The organism is Bradyrhizobium sp. NBAIM03 (genome assembly GCF_020194055.1).
GTDB classification, from domain to species: domain Bacteria; phylum Pseudomonadota; class Alphaproteobacteria; order Rhizobiales; family Xanthobacteraceae; genus Bradyrhizobium; species Bradyrhizobium yuanmingense.
The window spans coordinates 122,601-145,983 of the sequence record NZ_JADYVS010000015.1 but is presented as its reverse complement, the minus strand read 5'-3'; the positions used below and the strand labels follow the sequence as shown (position 1 = coordinate 145,983).

Sequence of the window (23,383 nt, the reverse complement as noted above, 5' to 3'; positions counted from 1 at the left end):
GCGCTCCCTGCTCGTTATTGCTTCAGACGAATTGGCACGACACCGAGCCGAAGGCGCCGTAGTCGGCATGGAAAGTGTCTCCGCGGCGGATGTCGACGGGCCGCGTGAACGATCCCGCCAGCACGACCTCGCCGGCTTTGAGATGCTCGTCATGCGGTGAGAGGCGGTTGGCGAGCCAGGCGATGCCGTTGGCGGGGTGATTGAGCACGCCAGCGGCAAGCCCGGTCTCCTCGACCTCGCCGTTGCGGAACAGCAAGGCGCCGATCCAGCGCAGGTCCGCATCCATCGGGCGGATCGGCCGGCCGCCGAGCACCAGCGCGGCATTGGCCGCGTTGTCCGAGATCGTGTCCATCACCTTGCGGGTCCTGCCCGTCTCGGGGTCGACGCGGTGCATGCGCGTCTCCAGGATCTCCAGCGCAGGCGTGACGTAGTCGGTGGCGTTGAGCACGTCGAAAATGGTGCAATCGGGCCCGCGCAGCGGCGCCTTCAGCACGAAGGCGAGCTCGACCTCGATGCGCGGCGCGTGGAAGCGGTCGAACGGAACAGGCGTGGCATCGGGGTAAAACATGTCGGCGAACAGCACGCCGTAATCGGGCTCGTTGATGCCGACCGCGTTCTGCATCGCCTTCGAGGTCAGGCCGATCTTGTGGCCCTTGATGATGCGGCCGCGGCCGAGCTGAAGCTTGGTCCAGGCGCGCTGGACCGCGTAGGCATCCTCGATGCTGAACTCCGGATATTCTTTCGTGAACATCGGGATCAGCGTCTTGGTGCGCTCGGCTTCGTCGAGGCGCGCGGCGAGGCGTTCGATCGTGGCAATGTCCAGCATCGTTTACTGCTCCGCCGCCACGGTGTTGCGCAGCACGCCGATGCGGCTGGACTCGACCTCGACGACGTCGCCGTCCCTGAGCCAGCGTGGCGGATCGAACCGGGCGCCCGCGCCGGTCGGTGTGCCCGTCACGATCATGTCGCCAGGCTTGAGGGTCGCGAAGGTCGAGAGATAGGAAATCAGGAAATCGAACGGGAACATCAGCCGTTCCGTCGTGTCCTGCTGCCGCACCTCGCCGTTGACGCGCGTAGTGATGTCGTGAGGCCCGCGCGGATCGAGCTCGTCAGACGTCACGATCCACGGGCCGATGCTGCCGGAGCGATCAAAATTCTTGCCCTGCGTGACGTTGAACTTGCCGTGGCGCAGCCAATCGCGGATCGTGCCCTCGTTGCACAGTGTCATGCCGAAGATGTGCGACCACGCTTTTTCGCGCGGAATGTGGCGGCCGCCCTGCCCGACCACGATGACGAGCTCGCCTTCATAGTCGAGCTGGTCCGAAACCTTCGGCTTCTCGATCGGCTGGCCGGAGCCCGTCATCGAGGACATGCTGCGCACGAACAGGCTGGGATATTTGGGCAGGTCGGAATTGTCTTTATACTCCGCATTGCGCTCGGCGTAATTGACGCCGATGCACCAGAGCTTCTCCGGCGCCAGCACCGGCGGCAACAGGACGAGCTTGTCCAGCGCATGGTCCGGCTTTTGCCCCGCGACGGCCTCCTGCGCTTCGGCGAGTGCGTTGGCCGCGATCAGCGCCTTGACGTCCGAATAGTCGCGGCCGATGCGCCTGGTCAGATCGACCACGCCGCCGTCCACGGCCGCGCCGTAGCGCGCCTCGCCGTCCAGCAGATAGCTCAGCAGTCGCATTGTATGTCCTCCGATGATCTTGGGGCGGCGGCCGGCGATGAGGCCCGCACGCTCAGTCTTTCGACTTGGGAGTCTGGAACACGCTGCCCAGCGTCACGATCTCGCCGAGGCGGGCGTAGCGCGGCCCGCCGATGCGCGCGATCGGGTCGAGCGCCCTGGTCTCGACCTTACCGTCGTTGACGAGACCGTCGCGCAAATGGAACAGCACGTCCTCGCCGACGATGAGCCGGCTCTTGGCGTCACCGAATTCGAGGCACTGCCGGAATCGGCACTCCATCGCGACCGGCGCGGCGGCAAGCCGCGGCACCTTGATGCGCTCGCTCGCGAGCGTCTCCAGGCCGAGATGCTCGACCTCGCTGATTTCAGGCGGATGCTCGACGGAGCTGTCGTGCACCGCATTCATCAGCGGCGTATCCGCGATGTGGATCACATATTCCTCGGTATCGAGGATGTTGTGCGCGGTGTCCTTGTAGTCGGCGCCCTTGCGGCCCACGCTGATGGCGAGCATCGGCGGCTTCTGCGAGACGAAGGTGAAGGCGCTGAACGGAGCGAGATTGAGCACGCCCGTAGCTGACAAGCTCGTCACCCAGGCGATCGGGCGCGGCACCACGATACCGGTCATCAGGCGGTAGATGCGCTCGGCGCCGAGCTCGGTCGGATCGATCCGCATCGATCAGTCCGCCCTGATATTGGCCTTGCGCACCACCGGAATCCACTTGGCGTCCTCGCGCTCGAGATAGGCCCTGAATTCGCCCGGCGTCATCGGCGTGGCTTCGCCGCCGAGCTTTTCGAACTTGTCGACCACGGCGGGGTCTTTGAGAATCGCGACCAGCGTCTCGTGCAGCTTCTCGACGATGGGCGCAGGCGTGCCAGCGGGCGCGAACAGGCCGGTGAAGGTCTGGCCGTCGAAGTCCTTGTAGCCGAGCTCGGCGAAGGTCGGCACGTCGGGCAGCGACTTCAATCGATGCGGTGAGGTGACGGCGAGCGCGCGGAACAGGCCGGCCTTGATGTGCTGGAGGCTGACCGTGAGCTGGTCGAAGGCGAACTGCACCTGACCGCCCAGGAGATCGTTGATGGCCGGCGCATTGCCGCGGTAATGCGCCGTGACCCATTGCAGGCCGAGATTCGACTGCATCAGCTCGCTGAGCAGATGGTTGGTGGTGCCGGGACCGGGCGAGGCCATGGTCAGCTTGCCGGGCTCGCGCTTGGCGAGGTCGAGAAACTCCTTGAGCGTGGTCGCCTGCACCGAGGGATGAACCTCGAGCACCAGCGGCGTCATCGAGATCGTCGAGATCGGGAGAAAGTCCTTCTTCCAATTATAGGCGTCGCGCTTGTTGATCTCGGTCGCGAACAGCACCGGGCCGTTGGCGCCGACGAACAGCGTGTAGCCGTCGGGCGCCGACTTGGCGAAGGCTTCGCCCGCGATCATGCCGCCGGCGCCGGCCTTGTTCTCGATGACGAAGGGTTGGCCGAGCTTCTCCTGGAGCTTGTCGGCGACGATGCGCGCGGCGCTGTCGACATTGCCGCCGGCGGGATAGGGCACGATCAGCTTGACGTTGCGCGCCGGCCATTGCTGGCCGGAGGCGGGTCCCGCCAACATTGCGGCTGCTGCAGCGATGGCAATCCAGATTAATCTCATGTTAACCTCCCGGCGGCGCTTCCAATTCCATATCGGGCGCAGACTTTCGTGCATGGCATCCCGATCGAAGCGCAATCTCCAGATGCGCGCTTGCCCTGTCGAGCGAATTGTGGCGTTCTTGTCCATATTATGGACAAACGACGCGCAACGAAATCCACCCGCAGCGCCGTGGAGCCGCGACATGGCGCGCAGGCGATCCGGCGCGCGCTCGCGGTGCTGCGCATCCTGGCCGCAGGGCGCGAGGACGGTGTGCCATTGGCAGAGGTGGTCCGCACGACCGGGCTCACCCGCCCCACCGTGCATCGCATCGTCCACGTGCTGATCGAGGAAGGCATCGTCGAGCGGCACGGCCGGAGCGGCCGCTACGCGATCGGCAACCAGGTACCGGAACTGGCGCTGGCGCGTCCGCGGCCATCGCGGCTCTTGGTCGCCGCAAATCCGTCGCTGCAGCGCGCGTCCGCCGCGATCGGCGACACGCTGTTCCTGACGGTGCGCACCGGCAACGACACGCTCTGCGTCGATCGCCGGATCGGCGTCTACCCGATCCAGGTGCTGTCGATCGAGGTCGGCGCACGCCGGCCGCTCGGCGTCTCCAGCGCCGGCGTTGCCATTCTCGCCGCAATGCCGGCGCAGGAGGCGCGAAAGATCGTCGCGGCGAACGAGAAGCGGTTCGAGGCCTACCGGACCGACGTCGCGACCGTGCTCGGCGAGGTCACCGCCGCCAGGCGGCTGGGATATGGCATGAGAGAGATCGGACTGGTGCAGGGGACGAAATCGATCTCGACCTGGATCAAGACGCCGGACGGGCAACCGGCTGCAGCGATGACGGTCTCCGCCGTTCGCACGAGGCTCGGGCCAAGGCGCGAGCAGGAGGTCGCGGAGATCCTGCTGCGGGAGGCGCGGATGATCGAGCAGGCGATCGGGGGGTGAAGCGCGGACGGCGCCTCTTCGCCTCTCCCCGCTTGCGGGGAGAGGCCGGAATTTGCGCAGCAAATTCCGGGTGAGGGGGAGCCTCCGCGAGTCCAGCTGCCACCATCTTCGTGGAGAGAGCCCCTCACCCCAACCCTCTCCCCGTAAGAACGGGGCGAGGGAGCGCACCGCCGGCGCGGCTGGAGCTCGCTTCAAACCCAGCGCTGTCAATGGGCTGACGTACCGCTCCGTTTTGTGGCACAACGGCCGCCATCGCCGACCGATCAACGAGGCCACGCATGCCCGCGCCGAAACCGCCTGCCTTCGAGACCCTGAGCCTGCATGCGGGCCAGCATCCGGATCCCACGACCGGCGCCCGGGCGGTGCCGATCTACCAGACCACGTCCTACGTGTTCCAGGATTCCGATCACGCCGCCGCGCTGTTCAATCTGGAGCGCGCCGGCCACATCTATACGCGCATCTCCAATCCGACCACCGGCGTGCTGGAGGAGCGGCTTGCGGCGCTGGAAGGCGGAGTCGGCGCGATCTGCACGGCGAGCGGCCAGGCGGCGCTGCACCTCGCCATCGCCACGCTGCTCAATGCCGGCGACCACATCGTGGCGTCGAGCTCGCTCTATGGCGGCACCATCAATTTGTTGGCGCACACGCTGCCCCGCTTCGGCATCACCACGACGTTTGTGAAACCACGCGATCTCGACGCATTCCGCGCGGCGATCAAACCGAACACGAAGCTCGTGATCGGCGAGACCATCGGCAACCCCGGCCTCGAGGTGCTCGACATCCCGAAGGTTGCGGCGATCGCGCATGAGGCCAAGATTCCGCTTCTGATCGACAACACCTTCGCCACGCCCTATCTCAGCCGTCCGATCGAGCTCGGCGCCGACATCGTGATGCATTCGGCGACCAAATGGATCGGCGGCCACGGCATCGCGATCGGCGGCGCCATCGTCGACGGCGGCCGCTTCGACTGGCGCTCCTCCGGCAAGTTCGGCGTGCTGACCGAGCCCTATGGCGGCTATCACGGCATCGTCTTCGACGAGCAGTTCGGCACCGCCGCCTTCATCATGCGCGCCCGCACCGAAGGCCTGCGCGATTTCGGCGCCTGCCTGTCGCCGACCAACGCGTTCCAGCTGCTCCAGGGCGTCGAGACGCTCGGCGTGCGCATGGACCGGCATATGCAGAACACGCATCTGGTGCTGGAGGCGCTGAAGTCCAACAAGGCCGTGGACTGGGTGCTGCACCCGTCGCTCGAGGATCATACGGACTACCAGCTTGCCAAGACGCTGCTGCCGCGCGGTGCCGGCTCGATCGTCTCCTTCGGCATCAAGGGCGGCCGGCCTGCCGGACGCAAGTTCATCGAGAGCTTACGCATGATCAGCCATCTCGCCAATGTCGGCGACGCCAAGACGCTGGTGATCCATCCGGCCTCGACCACGCATCAGCAGATGGACGCCGAGCAGCTCAAGGCGGCCGGCATCGGCGAAGAGCTGGTGCGGCTCTCGGTCGGCATCGAGACCGCAAGCGACATCATCGACGACCTCAACCAAGCGCTGCGCATCTCGCAAAAGGCCTGACACCATGAAGCTCTCCGTCAACGGCACCGATGTGTTTGTCGCAACCGGTGGCCGCGACTTCGACAAGTCCCTGCCCGCGGTCGTCTTCATCCACGGCGCCGGCTTCGACCATTCGACCTGGGCATTGCATACGCGCTGGTTCGCCCATCACGGCTTTGCCGTGCTGGCGCCCGACCTGCCCGGCCACGGCCGCTCTACTGGGCCTTCGCTCGGCAGCATCGCCGAGATGGCCGACTGGACGGCGGCGCTGCTCGATGCGGCGGGCGCCGCAAAGGCGCATCTGATCGGTCACTCCATGGGCTCGCTGATCTCGCTGGAGACCGCCGCGCGACATCCCGACAAGGTGTCAGCGCTGAGCCTGATCGGCACCGCCGCGACCATGACGGTGGGTCCGGATCTGTTGAAAGCCGCCGAAGCCAACTCGCAGGATGCCAACGACATGGTCTCGATCTGGGGCCTCGGCTTCAACGCGGAGCTCGGCGGCAGCCTGGCGCCGGGCCTGTGGATGCATGGCGGCGCGCAGGCGGTGCTCAGGGCATGCGAGCCGGGCGTGCTGTTCAGGGATCTGTCGGCCTGCAACTCCTATACGAATGCGCTTGCCGCTGCGGCGACCGTGAAGGTGCCGACGACGCTCATCCTCGGCGAGCGGGACATGATGACGCCGGCGAAGGCCGGCAAGGCGCTCGCCACGGCGATCCCGCATGCAAAGACCGTCGTGGTGCCCGGCGCCGGCCACATGATCATGGCCGAGCGGCCGGACGAGCTGCTGGCGGCGCTGAGGAACTAAAGTTGTCTACGCATGATCTTTCCGGAAAACCGCTTCGCACTTTTCCGGATCATGCTTTAGGCGGATCAATCTTCCGTCTTGCGCGTTGCGGTCAGACATCCCTCTCACTCAAGAAGGGAACTGGACCATGCCGAGACAGGAAGTCATTCGCAAAGCCAGGCAAGACAAGCGCGCCGGCAAGTCGGCCAGCACGCAGGCCGGCGAATTCGTCAAGGACGAGATCGACAGGATCCGGAAAGGCAAGCACGGCGCACGCTCGACCAAGCAGGCCATCGCGATCGGCCTCTCCGAAGCGCGTCGCGCCGGTGTCGATCTGCCGCCGCCGCGCAAAGGGCGCACCAAGAAGGCGACGCGCCGCAGCGCCAAATATGCCTATGAGGTCGGCCAGGGCAAGCGCACGTCGAAGCGGAGGCCGAAAGTATCGCGCGCTGTCGAGCGTGTTCTCAAGAAGGAACCGCGCTCGACCGCGTCGCGCAGTGCGCTGTCGAAACAGGCCAAAGAAGCCGCAAGCCGCCGACCCGCAGCATCCCGTTCAGCCGCCGCGCGCAAGGCAAGCCACACCAAGGGTGCCAAGGTCCGCTCCGCCGCCGGCAAGAAGGCGGCACGCACCCGCGCGCGCCGCCGGAGTTGATCAGTTGCGCCGGTTCAGGAGCCTGGATTCCATTTCCAGACGATGTCGGAGACGCTGACGGGCTTCGGGATCAGGCCGAGCCTTGCAAAACGGTCGGCGACCGCCTGCTGGCTTGCGATGATCTCGGCATCCAGCGGCACCACGCGGAAGTTTGAGCGACCCACGAAGCGCCTGACGGCCTCGATGTCGACGCCGGTCGCGTCCGCCTGGGCTTTGGCGACGTCCTCGTGGTGCTCGTTGGCCCAGACGCCTTCAGAGGCGAAGGTGGTGTTGAGCTTCGCCACCAGCGAAGGGTATTTATCAACGAAATCCGTGTTGGCGATGTAGAACGCATTCGGCTTGTGCACGTCCTTGTCGAAAGCGATGACCCGCGCCTTTTCCTTCAGCTCGGCGAGCGCGAGATAGGGATCCCAGATCGACCAGGCATCGACCGAGCCCTTGACGAAGGCGGCGGTCGCATCGGCGGGCGCGAGCGGCGCCGGCGTGATGTCGGACCAGGACAGGCCGGCCTTTTCGAGCGTGGCAACCAATAGATTATGCGCGCTCGATCCCTTGCCGAAGGCGACGCGCTTGCCCTTGAGATCGGCCAGCGTCTTGATGGCCGAGTCCTTCGGCACGATGATCGCCTGGGTGTTGCCTTCCGATTTCACCGCGGCGGCGTAGCGGATCTTGGCGCCGCCGGCCTGCGCGAAGATCGGCGGGGAGTCGCCGACATAACCGAAATCGACGCTGCCGACATTGATGGCCTCCAGCAGCGGCGGACCGAACTGGAAGTCGACCCACTTGATCTCGATGCCGAGCGGCTTGAAGGCGTTCTCGAGCGTCTGGCGCTGGCGCACCGCCGGGAAGAAGCCGCCCTTCTGCGTGCCGATGCGGATTTCGGCCGGCTTGTCCTCGGCGTGAGCGGGTGCAGCAAGGGCGGTTGCAAGCAGGAGCGTCGTTGCCAGAATGTGTCGTCGGGTGATCATGACGCGGGTCCTTTCGGTGGGATCAGTTGGGGAAGAGTTGCGAGCTTGCGCGCCCGCTCCGCGCGGAGAAGACGGCACGGGCGGCACGCTCGGCCTCACGGGCCGAACGGAACTGGCGGCCTTCGAGGCTGTCGAACAGGCGCTCGGAGGAGAAGAAGCGGAAGCCACGCTCGTCGCGCGTGATGATGCCGGCGGCGCGATCCTGGATCTCGATGATGTAAGCGTTCGACTGGGGCTGGGACATGACTGCTCGTCCGCCGGAAATTCGGCGTTCCTGTCTTGGGATTTCGATGTGAGGTGCTGCTAGGAGACGGTCAGCAACAACAACAGGCGCCCGTTGCCGCCGAGAAACAGCGCCGCGTCATGCACGCATGCATGTCGTTCTGATTGCGCTGGTGATCGGTTTTCATCGTGCGGCTTCAGGCTCGAGGAGCAGTTTCGATGGCTCGAATATCAAGCGATCGGCACGATTGGTCAATGAAATGGCTATCCATATTTGGGGCGCGCGCGCTCGGGCGCTTCTCCCACCGCAAGCATTGACAGACGGATTCATCTCGCGATGAGTTCAACGCGCGCGAAAGGCAGGCATGCTACGCTCGACGCATCACAAGGCCCTTGATTTGGGAGGTTCCAGGCATGGCGGATGCTTTGAGGGGGCGCACGGCGCTCGTCACCGGCGGCTCGCGCGGAATTGGCGCGGCCGTCTGTCGCGCGCTGGCCGACTCAGGCGCGGCAGTGGCGATCAATTGCCGCGAGAGAATTGGCCAGGCTGAACAACTCGCAGGCGAGATCGGCAAGCAGGGCGGCCGCGCCATCGTGGTCGCCGCCGATGTCTCGCAGCGCGAGGCCGTGGCCGATATGGTCGAGCGCGTCACCGCCGGGCTCGGGCCGATCGACATCCTGGTCAACAATGCCGGTATCGCCATCACGCGCGGCGTCGACGATCTCACCGAGGACGATTTCGATCGCACCATCCTGGTCAATCTGAAATCCGCCTTCCTGTGCACGCAGGCCGTGCTGCCATCGATGCGCGCGCGGACATGGGGCCGCATCGTCAACATCTCCTCGGGTGCAGCGCGCGGTGCCGGCTCGATCGGGCCGCACTACAATGCGTCCAAGGCCGGCATGGAGGGCCTGACGCGCGGCTATGCGGCGCGGCTCGTAAAGGAGGGTATCACCGTCAACGCGGTGGCGCCGTCGCTGATCGAGACCGACATGATGAGCGGCCAGCCCGCACTCGTCGGCCGCATCCCGCTCGGCCGCTTCGGCACGGCGGATGAAGTAGCCAAGGCCGTGATGCTACTGATCGACAATGCCTACATGACCGGACAGACCATCGCGCTGAGCGGCGGGATGGCGTTTAATTGAGGGCACTGTCATTCATAGCAGGCTCCCTCTTCCTTCTCCCCTTGTGGGAGAAGGTGGCGCGAAGCGCCGGATGAGGGGTTCTCGCCGCACACTACTCTCATTGTGAGGAAAGATACCCCTCGCCCGTCTCGCCGCTGACGCGGCGATCCACCCTCTCCCACAAGGGGAGAGGGGAAGAAAGAACTCACCACATCGTCGCGGCGGCGCGCTCGGGCCAGATGCGGTCGTATTCCGCGCCGCCGACTTTGTTGTCGCTCATCTCCGCAAGAATCTGCCCCGGTGTCGGCAGCGTCTTCGGATTGACGCGCTTGTCGGGATTCCAGAGGTCGGAGCGAACGATGGCGCGGGCGCACTGGAAGTAGATTTCGTCAACGTTCATCACCATGACGCTGCGCGGCGCCTTGCCCTCGACCTTGAACGAGGCCAGCAGCTCCGGATCGATCGACAGATGCGCGCGGCCGTTGGCCCGCACCGCATTGCCCGAGCCGGGGATCAGGAACATCAGCGACACGCGCGGGTCGCGCACGATATTGCGCAAGGAATCGACCCGGTTGTTGCCGCGGCGGTCGGGCAGCATCAGCGTCTTGGGGTCGTGGATGCGGACAAAGCCGGGCAGATCGCCGCGCGGCGAGCAGTCGATGCCTTCGGGCCCGATGGTGGCGAGCGCGGCGAACGGCGCCTTCTCGATGAAGATGCGGTAGAGCGGGGTGACGTGGTCGGCAACTTTGACGGTCGAGGCATCGTTCGTGACGCCGTAGATGGCCTCCAGCTGCTCGACCGTTTCAATCACCGTCATTCCACTCTCTCCGTGTTATTGCCCGCAACTAATCTTGCCAGCCTTGATTCCTGATCACGCGCACGAGCTGGCGGCTGTGATAGTCGGCGCTTCCGGCATTGAGGATGGTGACATCGGCGTGTGCCGAGGCGTCATCGACGCTGCGCGACAGCCGCTCGGCGATGTTGCCATCGCTTGTCCGGGCGCGCGCGGCAAGCCGCTGCGCCAATACGTCCGGCGGCGCCGTGATCGCGACCACCACGACGTTGGCATAGGCGCGGCGCAAGGCAGCGATCACGGTGCGTGAGACGTTAACAACGATGGTGCGGCCCGCGCGGACGTCGTCGCTGATCTCGAGCGGCAGTGCATAGGAATGCCCATGCGCCTCCCAGTGCACGGCAAAGTCGCCGTGCTCGCACGCGCGGCGGAATTCGTCGGGACTGACTGCGATATTGTCTTCATCGGCCGAGGACGCACGCGTCACGATGCGGCGCGGGAAGACGATGTCGGGATCGTCGCTGCAAGCCGCCTGGGCCAGCCGCAGCAAGGTATCCTTGCCGGCGCCGCTGGGGCCGACCACGAGCACGAGCCGGCCGGGGCCGATCGCACCCGTCTCGCCTTCGCCCGTGGCCGCCATCTCGCTCATGCGACGCGGTGTCCTTCGCGCCAGACGCTGCGGACCACGGGAACGTGGCCTGCGACATGGACGCGGATCAGATCGGCGCGCTTGCCGGTCGCGACCTCGCCGCGGTCGGTGAGGCCGACCGCTTCGGCGGGCGCTTTCGTCACGGTGCGGACCGCGGCCGGAAGGCTGATCGCGGGCACATGCTCGGGCAATTGCAACGCGGCCATCAAAAGGCTCGACGGGATGTAGTCCGACGACAGGATGTCGAGCAGGCCCTCGCGGGCGAGATCGACCGCGGCGATGTTGCCGGAGTGCGAGCCGCCGCGCACCACGTTCGGCGCGCCCATCAGGATGTCGATGCCGGCCTGGTGCAGGCCGCGCGCGGCCTCCAGCGTGGTCGGGAATTCCGCGACGGAGACGCGGTCGCGCACGGCGTCCGCGACGTTCTCCTCGGTGGTGTCGTCGTGGCTCGCTAGCGGAATGTTGTACTGATGCGCCAGCGCTACGATCTCGCGCATGTTGGCCGCGGCATAGAGCCTTTGATATTCGAACCGCTTTGCGAACAGCTCGTCGAGCTCGGCATCGGTCTTGCCGCCGCCCTTGCCGCGATAATAGTCGCGCAGCTTGACCTCGTCGCGAAACTGGCGCTGGCCCGGCGTGTGGTCCATCAGCGACATCAGCTTGACGTCGGGACGGTCGATCAGCTCCTTGGCCTCCTCGACCACGCTTGGCATCGGGATCTCGCAGCGCAGATGCAGGAAGTGATCGGCGCGCAGCAGGTTGGCCTCGCGCGCGGTGGTGATCGCGGCGGCGAGCACGCCGGCGCGGCCATCGACCTCCTCGGCGCCGTCCTCGCGCCAGACCCGGAGCGAATCGAACACGGTGGTGATGCCCGAGGTCGCGAGCTGGCCGTCATAGGAGATGACGGCGGCGACAGGATTCCAGAACACTTTTGGCCGCGGTACGTAATGCGCCTCGAGATGGTCGGTGTGGAGTTCGATCAGGCCGGGCATGATCAGATCGCCGCCGGCATCCTCGGCACCCGCGGGCGCCCTCCCCTCGCCGATCTCCGCAATGCGGCCGTCGGCAAGCGCGAGCCAGCCCTGTTCGATCACCCGGTCAGCCAGCACGATCCTGGCGTTGGCGATCACGGATTCCTTCTTCATTTCCCCATTCCTTCAGGCCGCGGCGGCAAAGCCGGTGACGTCGACGATGCGGTCGGCAATCAAATGACGGATTTCGTCGTCATGGACAATGGCGACCATGGCGACGCCCTGACGTTTCTTTTCAGCGACCAGCTCGACCACCACGGCGCGATTGGCCGCATCGAGCGAGGCGGTCGGCTCGTCCAGCAGCAGGATCGGCAGCTCCGAGATGAAGCCACGGGCGATGTTCACGCGCTGCTGCTCGCCGCCGGAGAAGGTCGCGGGGGGAAGCTGCCAGAGCCGCTCGGGGATGTTGAGACGATGCAGCAGCTCGCCGGCGCGCGCCTGTGCCTCAGTCCGGCTCATGCCATTCGCGATCAGCGGCTCCGCGACGACGTCGATGGTGGCGACGCGCGGCACCGCGCGCAGGAACTGGCTGACATAGCCGATGGTGGAGCGGCGGATGTTGAGCACCTGGCGTGGCTCGGCGGTGGCAAGATCGACCACTTTGCCGCGATGGCGGATGCCGATGCAGCCGCTATCGCAGCGATAATTGCCGAAGATCATCTTCAGGATGGACGACTTGCCGGCGCCCGACGGCCCCGACAGCACGACGCACTCGCCTGGATTGACCTGGAAGGTCACGCCACGCACGACAGGCAGCTCGATGCCGCCCTGCAGGTGCATCGTAAAGGTCTTGCCGGCGTCAGTGATGTCGATCATGGCGGTCATTGGAAAGCTCATATCGTAAAGTTCATGGCGGCAGGATCGAGGAGACGAGGAGCTGGGTATAGGGCTCGCGCGGGTCGTCGAGCACCTGGTCCGTGAGACCGGTCTCGATGACGCGGCCGCCTTTCATCACCATCACGCGGTGCGACAAGAGGCGCGCCACCGCGAGATCGTGGGTGACGATGATGACGGCGAGGTTCAGCTCGGCGACGAGGCTGCGCAAGAGATCGAGCAGGCGCGCCTGCACCGATACGTCAAGGCCGCCGGTCGGCTCGTCCATGAACACGAGCCGCGGCTCGGTAACGAGGTTGCGGGCGATCTGGAGGCGCTGGCGCATGCCGCCGGAATAGGTGCGCGGCGCATCGTCGATGCGCGCGACGTCGATCTCGACGCGCGTCAGCCAATCCGACGCGGTCTCACGGATTCGGCCGTAGTGATTCCACCCCACCGCCATCAGCCGCTCGCCGACATTGGCGCCGGCAGAGACCGCCATGCGCAGGCCCTGCGCGGGGTCTTGATGCACAAAGCCCCAATCGGTGCGGAACAGGAAGCGGCGCTCGGCCTCGCCGAGCGTCGTGAGATCGCGGGTGACGCCATCACGCATCCGATAGGACACATGGCCTGCACTCGGCGCGAGCTGGCCCGACAGCATTTGCAGCAGCGTCGACTTGCCCGAGCCGGATTCGCCGACGATCGCCAGCACCTCGCCGGGATAGAGCGAGAACGACACGTCGCGACAGGCATTGATGCGGCCGAACGACTTGCTGAGGGATTTTGCGACCAGCAGCGGCTCGTCGTTCTCGACCAGATTCTGATCAGCCATTCGCGGCCTCCTGCGCCTTATCCTTGTACGGCGCGGCACTGAGGCTGCCGTGATGGCCGGCGGCCTGGCGGCCCTCGCAATAATCGGTATCCGAGCAGACGAACATGCGCCCGCCCTTGTCGTCGGTCACGATCTCGTCGAGATAGGAATTCTCCGCGCCACAGAGCGCGCAGGGCGCGTTGAAGCGGTAGGGCTCGAACGGGTGATCCTCGAAATCGAGCGACACCACCTGGGTGTAGGGCGGGATGGCGTAGATGCGCTTCTCGCGGCCGGCGCCGAACAATTGCAGCGCCGGGGAATTGTCCATCTTGGGATTGTCGAACTTCGGCGTCGGCGACGGGTCCATCACGTAGCGCGCGTTGACCTTGACCGGATAGGCATAGGCGGTGGCGATGTGGCCGAAACGGGCGATGTCCTCGTAGAGCTTCACATGCATCAGGCCGTATTCGGCTAGCGCGTGCATGCGCCGCGTCTCGGTCTCGCGCGGCTCGAGGAAGCGCAACGGCTCGGGGATCGGCACCTGATAGACCAGCACCTGGTTCTCGTTCAGCACCGTCTCGGGGATGCGGTGACGGGTCTGGATCACGGTTGCCTCGTCCGTCGCCGTCGTGGTCGCAACGCCCGCGGTCTTGGCGAAGAATTTGCGGATCGAGATCGCGTTGGTGGTGTCGTCCGAGCCCTGGTCGATCACCTTCAGCACGTCCTGAGGCCCAAGGATCGCGGCGGTGACCTGCACGCCGCCGGTGCCCCAGCCATACGGCATCGGCATTTCGCGACTGGCGAACGGCACCTGATAGCCGGGGATGGCGATCGCCTTGAGGATCGCGCGGCGGATCATGCGCTTGGTCTGCTCGTCGAGATAGGCGAAGTTGTAGGCGGGCGCGTTCATTCCGCGGCCTCCTTCATGGCATCGGGCGCATTGGCATCGGCAAACTCTTGCCGCAACTTTCGGAGCAGGCCGAGCTCGGACTGGAAGTCGACATAGTGCGGCAGCTTTAGGTGCTCGACGAAGCCGGTCGCCTGGACATTGTCCGAATGCGACATCACGAACTCCTCGTCCTGCGCCGGGGCCAGCGCCTCCTCGCCGAGCTCACGGGCGCGCAGCGCGCGATCGACCAGCGCCATCGACATGGTTTTGCGCTCGCTCTGGCCGAAGGCGAGGCCATAGCCGCGGGTGAAGCACGGCGCCTCGGTCGCGGAGCCCTTGAACTGGTTGACCATCTGGCACTCGGTCAGCTCGATCGCCCCGAGCGGCACGGCAAAGCCGACATCTTCCGCGACAAATTCGACCTCGACCTCGCCGAAACGGATCTCGCCGACGAAGGGATGGTTGCGGCCGTAGCCGCGCTGGGTGGAATAGCCCATCGCGAGCAGAAAGCCTTCGTCACCACGCGCGAGGTTTTGCAGGCGCAAATCACGGTCCGCGGGGAAATTCAGCGGCTCGCGGGTGAGATCGCCGACGCTGGCGCCGTCCTCGGCTTCCGGCGATGCTTCGATCAGCCCGTCGCGGCCGAGAATGTCTGTCACGCGCGGCGTCGGCGCGGTGGAGGCTTCGGCCGCAGCCGGCCTCTCCGGCACAAAACCTTGGGCGAGCGATGGATCGAGCAGGCGGTGCGTGTAGTCGAAGGTCGGCCCCAGGATCTGGCCGCCGGGAATGTCCTTGAAGGTCGCCGACACCCGCCGCTGCACCCGCATGGTGCCGGTGTCGACGGGCTCGCTGGCACCGAAGCGCGGCAGCGTGGCGCGGAAGGCGCGAACCAGGAAGATCGCCTCGATCAAATCGCCGCGCGCCTGCTTGATCGCAAGCGACGCGAGCTCGCGGTCATAGAGCGAGCCTTCGCTCATGACGCGATCGACGGCCAGGCCGAGCTGCTCCGAGATCTGGTCGAGCGTGATTTCCGCAACGCTCTGGTCGCCGCGCCGCTTATGCGCGAGCAGGCGATGGGCGTTCTCGATGGCGCGTTCGCCGCCTTTGACTGCGACATACATGCTTCTAGCTTCCCTTGCTCACGATTCGCGTTGTGCGGGGGATCGCGACCACAGCGTCATCGGCGACCAGCACCACATCGATGCCGCGCGGAAACAGCGCCTCGTTGATATGCAGGCGCTCGAACAGGTCGAAAGGCTTGATCGACGCCTGCAGCGTGGCGACACCGTCAATGCCGGGGCCGCGCAGTTCGAAGCTGCGCCCGGCGGCGAGGCTGTCGACCTGGATGACCACCGTGGTCGAACGGTCCGGATACTCGCTGGTGCCGAACGCGAAGCGCTCGAGCGCAGGCAAGGCGCCGCCGTCACTGATGAGCGCGAAGGAAGCGATCGACGAATCCTGCACGACCGGCGCGCCGGTGTGGAACTTCAGCCACTTCGTCACGTCCGCGCTTTCCGCCATCCGTGCGTCGAGCCAGAGCGGCGTGTCGTGGTCGAACAGCGTCAGCGCGATCGCGGCGGTGCCTCGCATCATCGTATCAGGCGCGCCCGCCATCGGAACGATGCGCTGGACCGAGCCCGGCCGCGCCATGGCGTCCATGACCGAGCGAAAGGTCGATTGCGCCGACAGCACCTTGTCGGCGAAACCGGGCGGCAGCTCCGCAATCGTGGTCATGATCTCACCCCTCACCGCGCACCATGGTGTAGAAATCAACCTTCGTCGCGGCGGCCGCTGCCGCCGCCTGCTTGCGCCTGACCATAAGCTGCTCGCGCAACGGCGCGATAACGTCGCGCTCCACCGCTCCGCCGAAATCGCGGGACTGCACCAGCGCATCGCACAGCGCGATCAGCCGCGCCTTCTCACCGTCGCGGCCGAGCGTGTAGCCGAACCCGACCTCGCCGCTCGCAAGCCGCACCGCGGCGCGCGACACCGTCGCTTCGCCGAGATTGAACGGCGCGCCGTCGCCGCCGACCCGGCCGCGCAGCATGACGAGGCCGTTCTCGGGCGTGCGCAGATCCTGATGGTCCGGGAGGGCCAAGTTGCGGAGGCGAGCGGCGATCTCGCCCGCCTCCGCGTGCGCCAGCACCGCCATTGCGGCCTTGCGCTGGGCTTGCTGGTCGTTGTGCTGGGTCACTTGGTCCATCGAACCTTCTACAGAACTTGCCGCACCGAAGTTGTCTATGATAATAGACAACTTCATACGGACGCGCCATGACTGTTTCGTGACAATGCTGTGATTTCTGGAGTAGGGTTTCCCGCGACATGAGCATGCAGGACACAGCCTCCTCGGGCGTCGCGCTATGGCGCCTCGTGGCCGATGGCATCGAGCGCGGCATCGCCGACGGCCGCTTTGCGGCCGGCGACAAATTGCCGGGCGAGATGGAGATCGCCGAAACCTATCGCGTCAACCGCCACACCGTGCGGCGCGCGTTGGCAGCCCTCGCCGAGCGCGGCCTGGTGCGCGCCGAGCGCGGCAGCGGAACCTATGTCGAGGCGCAAAAGCTCGCTTATCCCTTGCGCTCGCGCACGCGCTTCTCCGAGATCGTCGGCGCCGATGGCCGCGAACCGCATGGCCGGCTGATCGAGGCGACCGATGACGTTGCGACGCGCGAGCTCGCACGAGAGCTGGGATTGAAGACCGGCGCGCCGCTGGTGCGGATCGAGGCGATTCGCCTCGCCGACCGCACCCCGATCTGTGTTTCCACCACCTGGCTCTCGGCTGACCTGTTCCCGGATGCAGGCGCCGTGTTCGCGGCAACGCGCTCGATGACGAAGCTGCTGGAGCATTTCGGCGTCCGCGATTATCGCCGTGGCGCAACGAGAATCACCGCGGGGATTGTCGACGCGAGCGACGCCGCACGGCTCGACCTGGCGCTGGGGCGGCCGATCCTGGTGGTCGACGCCACCGACCACGATCTCACGGGCAAGCCGCTGGTGACGAAGCACTCGCGCTTTGCGGCAGAGCGGGTGGAGTTTTTGGTGGAGAACGCTTAGATCAGAGCGTTTTCCAGCGAAGCCTGCCCTCGGACTTGATCCGGGGTGGAAACGATTTGCGTCGAGAAAACGCGTCAGAACAAAAATCAGAGCTCCGTTCCGATCCAATCGGAACGGATAAGACTGCAGCACGACGTTAGGCGACCGTCCGCTTGCCGATGATCGCGAAGCGCAGCTTGCCGGAAATCCAGTCGATCGACGATACAGTTACCAGGATCAGCAGGATCAGAAACGATACCTTCTGCCATTCCAGCACCCGGATCTGTTCGGCAAGCTGAAGGCCAATGCCGCCAGCGCCAACGATTCCGATGATCGTCGCCGATCGCGTATTCGACTCGAAATAGTAGAGCACCTGGCTCAGCAAGACCGGGAACACCTGCGGCAGCAATCCGAAGCGGACGCTGTGGAGATGGTTGCCGCCCGATGACCGAACGCCTTCCGCGGGGTTCTTCTCGGCGACCTCGATCGCTTCCGAGAACAGCTTGCCGAACGTTCCGAAATCGCTGCAGATCACGGCCAGGATGCCGGCAAACGGCCCCAGCCCCACGACGCCGACCCAGATCAGTGCCCAGATCAAAGTGTCGACTCCACGGATGGTATCGAGGCCACGACGCGTCAATAGGCGGATGATCCGGTTTGCAACCACGTTGCGCGCCGCCAGCAGGGATACCGGCAGCGCGAGCAGCGCGCCGCCCAGGGTGCCGAGAAACGCGATCGACACCGTCTCTCCGAGCGCATGCAGATATTTCAGAACCTCCGCCCAAGAACCCGGGTTGGGCGGCAACATGAGCTGGACGAATTCGCCCAGCCTGACCATGCCCAGGGAGAGCCGATTAAAGGGAATATCGAGCTGGACGATCCCGAACAGGAACAGCCCGACCGTCCCGCCGACGAGTATTGCGATCCTTCCCCGCTGCCACCAATCGGTCCGGAAGACGTCGGGATACCGATGGGCAATGCCGGCCCGGTTTTCAAAACTGAAGGAGCTCATCGGGTGCTTCCCTCCAGCCCGAGCAGGCGGTGTCGCAACCGTTCCGTCAGGAAGTCGATCAACATGACGGTAAGGACGATGAGCAGCAGGATGGCGCTGACGTCGGTGAAGTAGAACTTGCGAACCGCCTCGATCAGATCCTGGCCGATCCCGCCGGCGCCGACGAAGCCCATCACGGCCGCGCCACGCACGTTGATCTCGAACCTGAGCAAGGCATAGCTCACGAAGTTCGAGAGGACCTGAGGCAACGCGCCGAACCGAACAACCTGAACCCAGCTGCCCCCGCTTGCCGCCACCCCTTCGACCGGCTTGCTGTCGATGTTCTCGACAACCTCGGCGAATTGCTTGCCCAACGCTCCGGCGGTATGGATTGCAATCGCCAGAACGCCCGGCAGCGGCCCGAGACCAAAGGCCAGCACGAAGATCAGGGCAAACACGATCTCCGGCACGGTCCTGAAAAACTCCAGAACGCGCCGGGTGACGAAAACAGTCGTTCCTGATTTCACGAGATTGGCCGAGGCGAGGAAGCAAAGCGCAAAACCGCACAGCGCACCCGAGAGGGTGCCCATATAGGCTATCAGCAACGTATCCCCGAGAAGCCGTGCCCAGCGCGGCAATCCCCACAGCCACTCCGCCAAATCGCTCCATGCGGTCGCGAACGAAAATTTGGGTGCGATGCTGAGGAAATAGGCCGGGAAGCGCCAGAAATTCTCGACAAAATTTCCGAGACTGACCTCGCCCATCCAGCCCGCGGCAATGGCAACGGCGATCAGGACGGCGGCACCGAGCCATACGCGGCGGCGCTTGGCGGCAATTGCGGCCGCATAGCGATCGCCAAGCTCACGCAGCCTGGCTTCCGGAAATTCGGGAACTGCTGTTCGCATGGGATGTTCGCGAGAGCCGACGGGCAGATCTTGCGATCTGCCCGACTTGTCCAACGCTTCGTTTCCCTCAGGATTTCTGCTTGCGAATGCTGTCGACAAACTTGGTCAGTTCGATCACGGCGTCATACGCCTTGTGGTCGACCTCGACGTAGGGCAATTGCTTCCCCTCGTAAATCTTGTCGAAAGCCGCCTTGTCCTTCACCGCAATTTCCAGCACTGCTTTCTTGATCGCCGCCTTGAGGTCGTCAGGCAGGCTGCTGAGATAGGCCATCGGCGAGTTCACGATCTGCTCGGACTTCATGATGATCTTGAAATCAGCGGCCTTCGCCATGCCCTTCCGTTCCATCCGGAGCAGGTTCGATTCCTTCTCGTCGTTCCACCAGTTGAACGCCGCGTCGCAGGTGCCCTGGGAAAGCCCGATCACCGCGTTTTCATGGCTCCCCGAATAGACCACCTTGGCGAAGAACTTTTCCGGGTCGATGCCCATCTTGTTCATCGCGAAACGCGGCACGTTGTTGCCGGAAGTCGAATTGGGATCGACGAGGCAGAGGTTCTTGCCTTGCAGGTCCTTAATGTCCTTGTAGCTCGAATCGCTTTTGACATAGAGAACCGAGTAATAGCCTTTGGTGCCGTCGCCGTTCACCTCGATCGCGAACGGTTCGACCTTCGCGCCAATGATGTAGGCACGCGCGTAGGACGCCGGGCCGTACATCGCAATGTGAATGTTTCCTGCACGCTGACCTTCGATCACCGCGGCGTAGTCGTTGGCGATGCGCAGCGTGACCTTGGTTCCAAGCTCGCGGGACAGGTACTCCGTCAGAGGCGTCCAGCGGTTGGTGGTGCCGGAGGCATTCTCGTCGGGGACTTTTGCGAAGATCAACTCAGGATATTTTGCCTTCCAGTCCTGCGCCGCAGCGGCTGAAACTGAAAATGCCAGGGCCGCCGCAGCGGCAACGATCGTACGACGGTCTATCATGACGTCTCCCATTTCAAGGTTATGAAACTGTCGAGTTCCGGCTCTACGACCAGGCTCGATTTAAAGAAGCAGCGATCAGGCCACGGCAACCGTGCGGAGGGCAGGAACTGCCGTGCCGACCGATGCATCCGCGGGCGCAACATCCATGACTTCATTCGCCTCGAGATCGTACAGCTCGCGCGCGATATGATCGGTCAAGGCCGCCGGCGCGCCGTCGAACACCACCCGCCCCGCGGCCATCCCGATCAGGCGGTCGCAATAGCTGCGGGCGAGATCGAGCGAATGCAGGTTGCAGAGCACGGTGATACCGAAATGCTTGTTGATGCGCAGAAGCGCATCCATCACGATCTTGGTGTTGCGGGGATCGAGCGAGGCGATCGGCTCGTCGGCAAGGATAATGTCGGGCTGCTGAACCAGCGCCCGCGCGATCGCCACGCGCTGCTGCTGACCGCCCGAGAGCTGCTCGGCGCGCTGGGCCGCGATGGCAGCCATGTCGAACTGCTCGAGCGCCGACATCGCGATGGCCTTGTCTTCTTCGGGCCAAAGCTGCAGCAGCGACCGCCATGTCGGCACCGTCGACAGCCGCCCCATCAGCACATTGGTGAGGACGTCGAGCCGGCCGACGAGGTTGAACTGCTGAAAAATCATCGCCGACCGCGCACGCCACTGCCGCAGCTCCTTGCCGCGCAGCGCGGTGACGTCGACGCCTTCGAACAGGATGCGGCCTTCGGAGGGCTCGGTGAGGCGGTTGATGGACCGCAGCAATGTCGACTTGCCGGCGCCGGATCGCCCGATCACCCCGACGAAGCCGCCAGGGGAAACTTGAAACGAAGCATCGTCCACAGCGGCCTTCGCGCCGAAGCGACACGTCAGACCTTCAACCACCAGCATCGAGGGGCTCCAGAGTAGCTGGAGCCAACCGCTAACGCCCGTGGTTAACACTTGTGTGACAAGGCTGCTGCAGTGCGGCCATCCTACGCACGTCATCCCCTGTCATCTCATTGTCACGACACCGTCATCCGGCCGCTCGAAGAAAGACTCCCGCCCTCGCACTTCGGATGCAACATGGCCAAAGCTCTTTCGGTTCAGCCGACCGTCGATCCCTCGGCCAAGCTGCATGAGACCAGGCTTGGCGCCTACACCGAAGTCGGCGCGCGCACGATCCTGCATGAAGTCGCGATGGGCGATTATTCCTATGTCGTGAACGATGCGCAGATCACCTACGCCACCATCGGAAAGTTCTGCTCGATCGCGGCGATGACCCGCATCAATCCCGGCAACCATCCGATGCATCGCGCCACTCAGGCGCATTTCACTTACCGATCCAGCGCCTATTTCGAAGGTGAGAGCGACGATCTCGAGTTCTTCGACTGGCGCCGCCGGCATCACGTTCATATCGGCCATGACGTCTGGATCGGCCATGGCGCGATCGTGCTGCCGGGCCGCAACATCGGCACCGGCGCGGTGATCGCCGCCGGCGCGATCGTCACCAAGGACGTGCCGGCCTACAGCATCGTCGCCGGCAATCCGGCCCGCATCGTGCGGCGGCGATTCTCGGAGGAGATCGCCGGACGGCTTGCAAGGCTTGCTTGGTGGGACTGGGATCACGACAAGTTGCGCGAGGCGCTGCCCAATTTCCGCAAGCTCGGGATTGAAGATTTCCTCTCGGCATACGAAGCAAAAGCGAGCTCACTCGCCAATTCTCCTGCCAGCAAACGAAGCGCGGTCGCGTGACAGACATATTCATCGAAGGCGGCCGGGCCCTGATCGGCGCCGAGCTCGTCGAAACCTCTCTTCTCGTCTCCGGAACAGACATTGCAGAGGTCGATGCTTCTCGCGGCCGGGCGCGGCTGGCACTGGATGCCCGTGACCTGCTGGTGCTGCCCGGCATCGTCGATCTGCATGGCGATGCCTTCGAGCGGCAGATGATGCCGCGCGCCGGCGTCGACTTTCCGATCGACGTCGCGCTCGCCGACAGCGACCGCCAGGCGATCAGCAACGGCATCACCACCGTGTTTCACGCCACGACCTGCTCGTGGGAGCCGGGCCTGCGAAGCGCCGACAATGCGCGCGGCCTGATGGAGGCGATCGAGCGGCAGCGTCCGCAGTTCGCTGCCGACACCCGCTTCCACCTGCGGCACGAGACCTTCAATCTCGATGCCGAAGCGGAGATCGCACAGTGGCTCAGCGAGGGCCGCGTCGACCTGTTCGCCTTCAACGATCATATGGACGGCGTCGTTGCCGACATCTCCAACCCACGCAAGCGCAACCGCATGGTGGAGCGCACCGGTCTGTCGAGTGAAGAATTCGACCGGCTGGTCGAGCGCGTGGTCTCGCGCGCCGACGAGGTGCCCGCCTCGGTGTCACGCCTGGCCGCCGCGGCCCGCGGGGCCGAGGTGCGGATGCTCTCGCACGACGATTCGAGCCCGGCGATGCGCCGGGACTTTCGCGAGCTCGGCGCCTTGATCGCGGAGTTTCCGATCAACGAGGAGACGGCGCAGGCTGCGGCCAGCCACGGCGATGCCATCGTCTATGGCGCGCCGAACGTCGTGCGCGGCGGCAGCCACACCGGCTGGACCAGGGCCTCCGACATGATCGCCAAGGGGCTCTGCTCGGTGCTGGCGTCTGACTATTATTATCCCGCGCAGCTGCTCGCCGCGTTCCGCCTGGCCGCCGATGGCGTGGTGCCTCTGGCTCAGGCCTGGGATCTGGTCTCCGCCGGCCCGGCGCGCGCGACCGGCCTCACCGATCGCGGCCTGCTCGCGGAGGGACGCCGCGCTGACATTCTCCTCGTCGACGACAACGTGAAGCTGCGGCCGCGGCTGATCGCGGTGATCTCAGGCGGCAGGCTCGTGCATCTCACCGACGCGACGCGGCTGCTCACCGCAGTGGCGGCCCCGCGCGAGACTGTCGTCGCGGCGTAAAT

The 23,383-nt window shown here is 65.1% G+C and carries 27 protein-coding genes; 8 read left to right on the top strand and 19 right to left on the bottom strand.

Annotated features, from left to right (window positions below; all coding sequences use genetic code 11):
* Nucleotides 1–22 precede the first annotated feature (22 nt).
* The 4 genes from hpaH to I6F21_RS22755 are packed head-to-tail and all read right to left on the bottom strand — an operon-like array spanning nt 23 to nt 3,329.
* Nucleotides 23–826 (bottom strand): 2-oxo-hept-4-ene-1,7-dioate hydratase, encoded by an 804-nt coding sequence (hpaH, locus tag I6F21_RS22770; protein ID WP_225140541.1) that lies wholly within the window; start codon nt 824–826, stop codon nt 23–25.
* A 3-nt stretch (nt 827–829) separates the two neighbouring features.
* Nucleotides 830–1,690, bottom strand: a complete 861-nt coding sequence (locus tag I6F21_RS22765; RefSeq protein ID WP_036026966.1) for a fumarylacetoacetate hydrolase family protein — start codon at nt 1,688–1,690, stop codon at nt 830–832.
* Between the two features lie 52 nt (nt 1,691–1,742).
* A complete protein-coding gene (locus I6F21_RS22760; RefSeq protein ID WP_225183453.1) occupies nt 1,743–2,360 on the bottom strand; it encodes a flavin reductase family protein in 618 nt (205 codons plus the stop codon).
* A gap of 3 nt (nt 2,361–2,363) precedes the next feature.
* Nucleotides 2,364–3,329: a tripartite tricarboxylate transporter substrate binding protein gene (locus tag I6F21_RS22755; protein WP_225183452.1), complete on the bottom strand. Its 966-nt coding sequence runs from the start codon at nt 3,327–3,329 to the stop codon at nt 2,364–2,366.
* A 129-nt stretch (nt 3,330–3,458) separates the two neighbouring features.
* Between I6F21_RS22755 and I6F21_RS22750 the strand changes: the two genes are divergently transcribed.
* From I6F21_RS22750 to I6F21_RS22735, 4 genes are all read left to right on the top strand, one after another.
* On the top strand, nt 3,459–4,259 hold the full coding sequence (locus I6F21_RS22750) for an IclR family transcriptional regulator (RefSeq protein ID WP_036026964.1): 801 nt from the start codon (nt 3,459–3,461) through the stop codon (nt 4,257–4,259).
* A 278-nt stretch (nt 4,260–4,537) separates the two neighbouring features.
* Nucleotides 4,538–5,833: an O-acetylhomoserine aminocarboxypropyltransferase gene (locus I6F21_RS22745; protein ID WP_036014390.1), complete on the top strand. Its 1,296-nt coding sequence runs from the start codon at nt 4,538–4,540 to the stop codon at nt 5,831–5,833.
* 4 nt (nt 5,834–5,837) lie between these two features.
* Nucleotides 5,838–6,620 (top strand): alpha/beta hydrolase, encoded by a 783-nt coding sequence (locus tag I6F21_RS22740; RefSeq protein WP_225140542.1) that lies wholly within the window; start codon nt 5,838–5,840, stop codon nt 6,618–6,620.
* A 127-nt stretch (nt 6,621–6,747) separates the two neighbouring features.
* Nucleotides 6,748–7,251, top strand: a complete 504-nt coding sequence (locus tag I6F21_RS22735) for a DUF6496 domain-containing protein (RefSeq protein WP_225140543.1) — start codon at nt 6,748–6,750, stop codon at nt 7,249–7,251.
* A gap of 14 nt (nt 7,252–7,265) precedes the next feature.
* Here I6F21_RS22735 and I6F21_RS22730 read toward each other — a convergent pair whose 3' ends face one another.
* Nucleotides 7,266–8,219: an aliphatic sulfonate ABC transporter substrate-binding protein gene (locus I6F21_RS22730; protein WP_225140544.1), complete on the bottom strand. Its 954-nt coding sequence runs from the start codon at nt 8,217–8,219 to the stop codon at nt 7,266–7,268.
* A gap of 22 nt (nt 8,220–8,241) precedes the next feature.
* Nucleotides 8,242–8,463 (bottom strand): hypothetical protein, encoded by a 222-nt coding sequence (locus tag I6F21_RS22725; RefSeq protein ID WP_109145393.1) that lies wholly within the window; start codon nt 8,461–8,463, stop codon nt 8,242–8,244.
* Nucleotides 8,464–8,855: 392 nt separating this feature from the next.
* On the opposite strand from I6F21_RS22725, the gene I6F21_RS22720 reads away from it, so the two are divergent.
* Complete coding sequence (locus I6F21_RS22720; RefSeq protein ID WP_109145989.1) at nt 8,856–9,587, top strand: 3-oxoacyl-ACP reductase family protein; 732 nt, start codon at nt 8,856–8,858, stop codon at nt 9,585–9,587.
* Between the two features lie 184 nt (nt 9,588–9,771).
* On the opposite strand, the gene I6F21_RS22715 is transcribed toward I6F21_RS22720, so the two are convergent.
* Genes I6F21_RS22715 through phnG form a run of 9 tightly spaced genes read right to left on the bottom strand, consistent with a single transcriptional unit; the run spans nt 9,772 to nt 16,755 of the window.
* Nucleotides 9,772–10,383 (bottom strand): pyridoxamine 5'-phosphate oxidase family protein, encoded by a 612-nt coding sequence (locus I6F21_RS22715; protein ID WP_225140545.1) that lies wholly within the window; start codon nt 10,381–10,383, stop codon nt 9,772–9,774.
* 28 nt (nt 10,384–10,411) lie between these two features.
* Nucleotides 10,412–11,008, bottom strand: coding sequence for a phosphonate metabolism protein/1,5-bisphosphokinase (PRPP-forming) PhnN (phnN, locus tag I6F21_RS22710; protein ID WP_225183451.1), 597 nt, complete (start codon nt 11,006–11,008; stop codon nt 10,412–10,414).
* Nucleotides 11,005–12,153: an alpha-D-ribose 1-methylphosphonate 5-triphosphate diphosphatase gene (locus tag I6F21_RS22705; RefSeq protein WP_057027588.1), complete on the bottom strand. Its 1,149-nt coding sequence runs from the start codon at nt 12,151–12,153 to the stop codon at nt 11,005–11,007. The genes phnN and I6F21_RS22705 overlap by 4 nt, the downstream gene beginning before the upstream one ends.
* 12 nt (nt 12,154–12,165) lie before the next feature.
* Nucleotides 12,166–12,864: a phosphonate C-P lyase system protein PhnL gene (gene phnL / locus I6F21_RS22700; RefSeq protein ID WP_193760573.1), complete on the bottom strand. Its 699-nt coding sequence runs from the start codon at nt 12,862–12,864 to the stop codon at nt 12,166–12,168.
* Nucleotides 12,865–12,886: 22 nt separating this feature from the next.
* Complete coding sequence (phnK, locus tag I6F21_RS22695; protein WP_036014398.1) at nt 12,887–13,684, bottom strand: phosphonate C-P lyase system protein PhnK; 798 nt, start codon at nt 13,682–13,684, stop codon at nt 12,887–12,889.
* Complete coding sequence (locus I6F21_RS22690; protein ID WP_225140548.1) at nt 13,677–14,573, bottom strand: alpha-D-ribose 1-methylphosphonate 5-phosphate C-P-lyase PhnJ; 897 nt, start codon at nt 14,571–14,573, stop codon at nt 13,677–13,679. Before I6F21_RS22690 ends, phnK begins: the two co-directional genes overlap by 8 nt.
* Entirely contained in the window at nt 14,570–15,673 is a 1,104-nt protein-coding gene (locus I6F21_RS22685) for a carbon-phosphorus lyase complex subunit PhnI (RefSeq protein ID WP_225140549.1), read from the bottom strand. Before I6F21_RS22685 ends, I6F21_RS22690 begins: the two co-directional genes overlap by 4 nt.
* A 4-nt stretch (nt 15,674–15,677) precedes the next feature.
* Nucleotides 15,678–16,286: a phosphonate C-P lyase system protein PhnH gene (phnH, locus tag I6F21_RS22680; RefSeq protein ID WP_225140550.1), complete on the bottom strand. Its 609-nt coding sequence runs from the start codon at nt 16,284–16,286 to the stop codon at nt 15,678–15,680.
* A 4-nt stretch (nt 16,287–16,290) separates the two neighbouring features.
* The gene (gene phnG / locus I6F21_RS22675) at nt 16,291–16,755 is read right to left on the bottom strand and encodes a phosphonate C-P lyase system protein PhnG (RefSeq protein ID WP_225113388.1); all 465 of its coding nucleotides are present in this window, start codon (nt 16,753–16,755) and stop codon (nt 16,291–16,293) included.
* 119 nt (nt 16,756–16,874) lie between these two features.
* Between phnG and phnF the strand changes: the two genes are divergently transcribed.
* Nucleotides 16,875–17,606, top strand: coding sequence for a phosphonate metabolism transcriptional regulator PhnF (phnF, locus tag I6F21_RS22670; RefSeq protein ID WP_109145402.1), 732 nt, complete (start codon nt 16,875–16,877; stop codon nt 17,604–17,606).
* A gap of 136 nt (nt 17,607–17,742) precedes the next feature.
* On the opposite strand, the gene phnE (I6F21_RS22665) is transcribed toward phnF, so the two are convergent.
* The 4 genes from phnE (I6F21_RS22665) to phnC form a co-directional block, all read right to left on the bottom strand.
* Nucleotides 17,743–18,597 carry a phosphonate ABC transporter, permease protein PhnE gene (phnE, locus tag I6F21_RS22665; protein ID WP_225140551.1) on the bottom strand — a complete coding sequence of 285 codons (855 nt, stop codon included), beginning with the start codon at nt 18,595–18,597 and terminating at the stop codon, nt 17,743–17,745.
* Nucleotides 18,594–19,481, bottom strand: a complete 888-nt coding sequence (gene phnE, locus I6F21_RS22660; protein ID WP_225127160.1) for a phosphonate ABC transporter, permease protein PhnE — start codon at nt 19,479–19,481, stop codon at nt 18,594–18,596. Before phnE (I6F21_RS22660) ends, phnE (I6F21_RS22665) begins: the two co-directional genes overlap by 4 nt.
* 67 nt (nt 19,482–19,548) lie before the next feature.
* Nucleotides 19,549–20,457 (bottom strand): phosphonate ABC transporter substrate-binding protein, encoded by a 909-nt coding sequence (gene phnD / locus I6F21_RS22655; protein ID WP_109145405.1) that lies wholly within the window; start codon nt 20,455–20,457, stop codon nt 19,549–19,551.
* A gap of 75 nt (nt 20,458–20,532) precedes the next feature.
* Entirely contained in the window at nt 20,533–21,348 is an 816-nt protein-coding gene (phnC, locus tag I6F21_RS22650) for a phosphonate ABC transporter ATP-binding protein (protein ID WP_225140552.1), read from the bottom strand.
* A gap of 174 nt (nt 21,349–21,522) precedes the next feature.
* On the opposite strand from phnC, the gene I6F21_RS22645 reads away from it, so the two are divergent.
* Together I6F21_RS22645 and I6F21_RS22640 are read left to right on the top strand one after the other, a co-directional pair.
* Nucleotides 21,523–22,191 carry a chloramphenicol acetyltransferase gene (locus I6F21_RS22645; protein ID WP_036026920.1) on the top strand — a complete coding sequence of 223 codons (669 nt, stop codon included), beginning with the start codon at nt 21,523–21,525 and terminating at the stop codon, nt 22,189–22,191.
* On the top strand, nt 22,188–23,381 hold the full coding sequence (locus I6F21_RS22640; protein ID WP_225140553.1) for an alpha-D-ribose 1-methylphosphonate 5-triphosphate diphosphatase: 1,194 nt from the start codon (nt 22,188–22,190) through the stop codon (nt 23,379–23,381). Before I6F21_RS22645 ends, I6F21_RS22640 begins: the two co-directional genes overlap by 4 nt.
* The last annotated feature ends 2 nt before the right edge of the window (nt 23,382–23,383 follow it).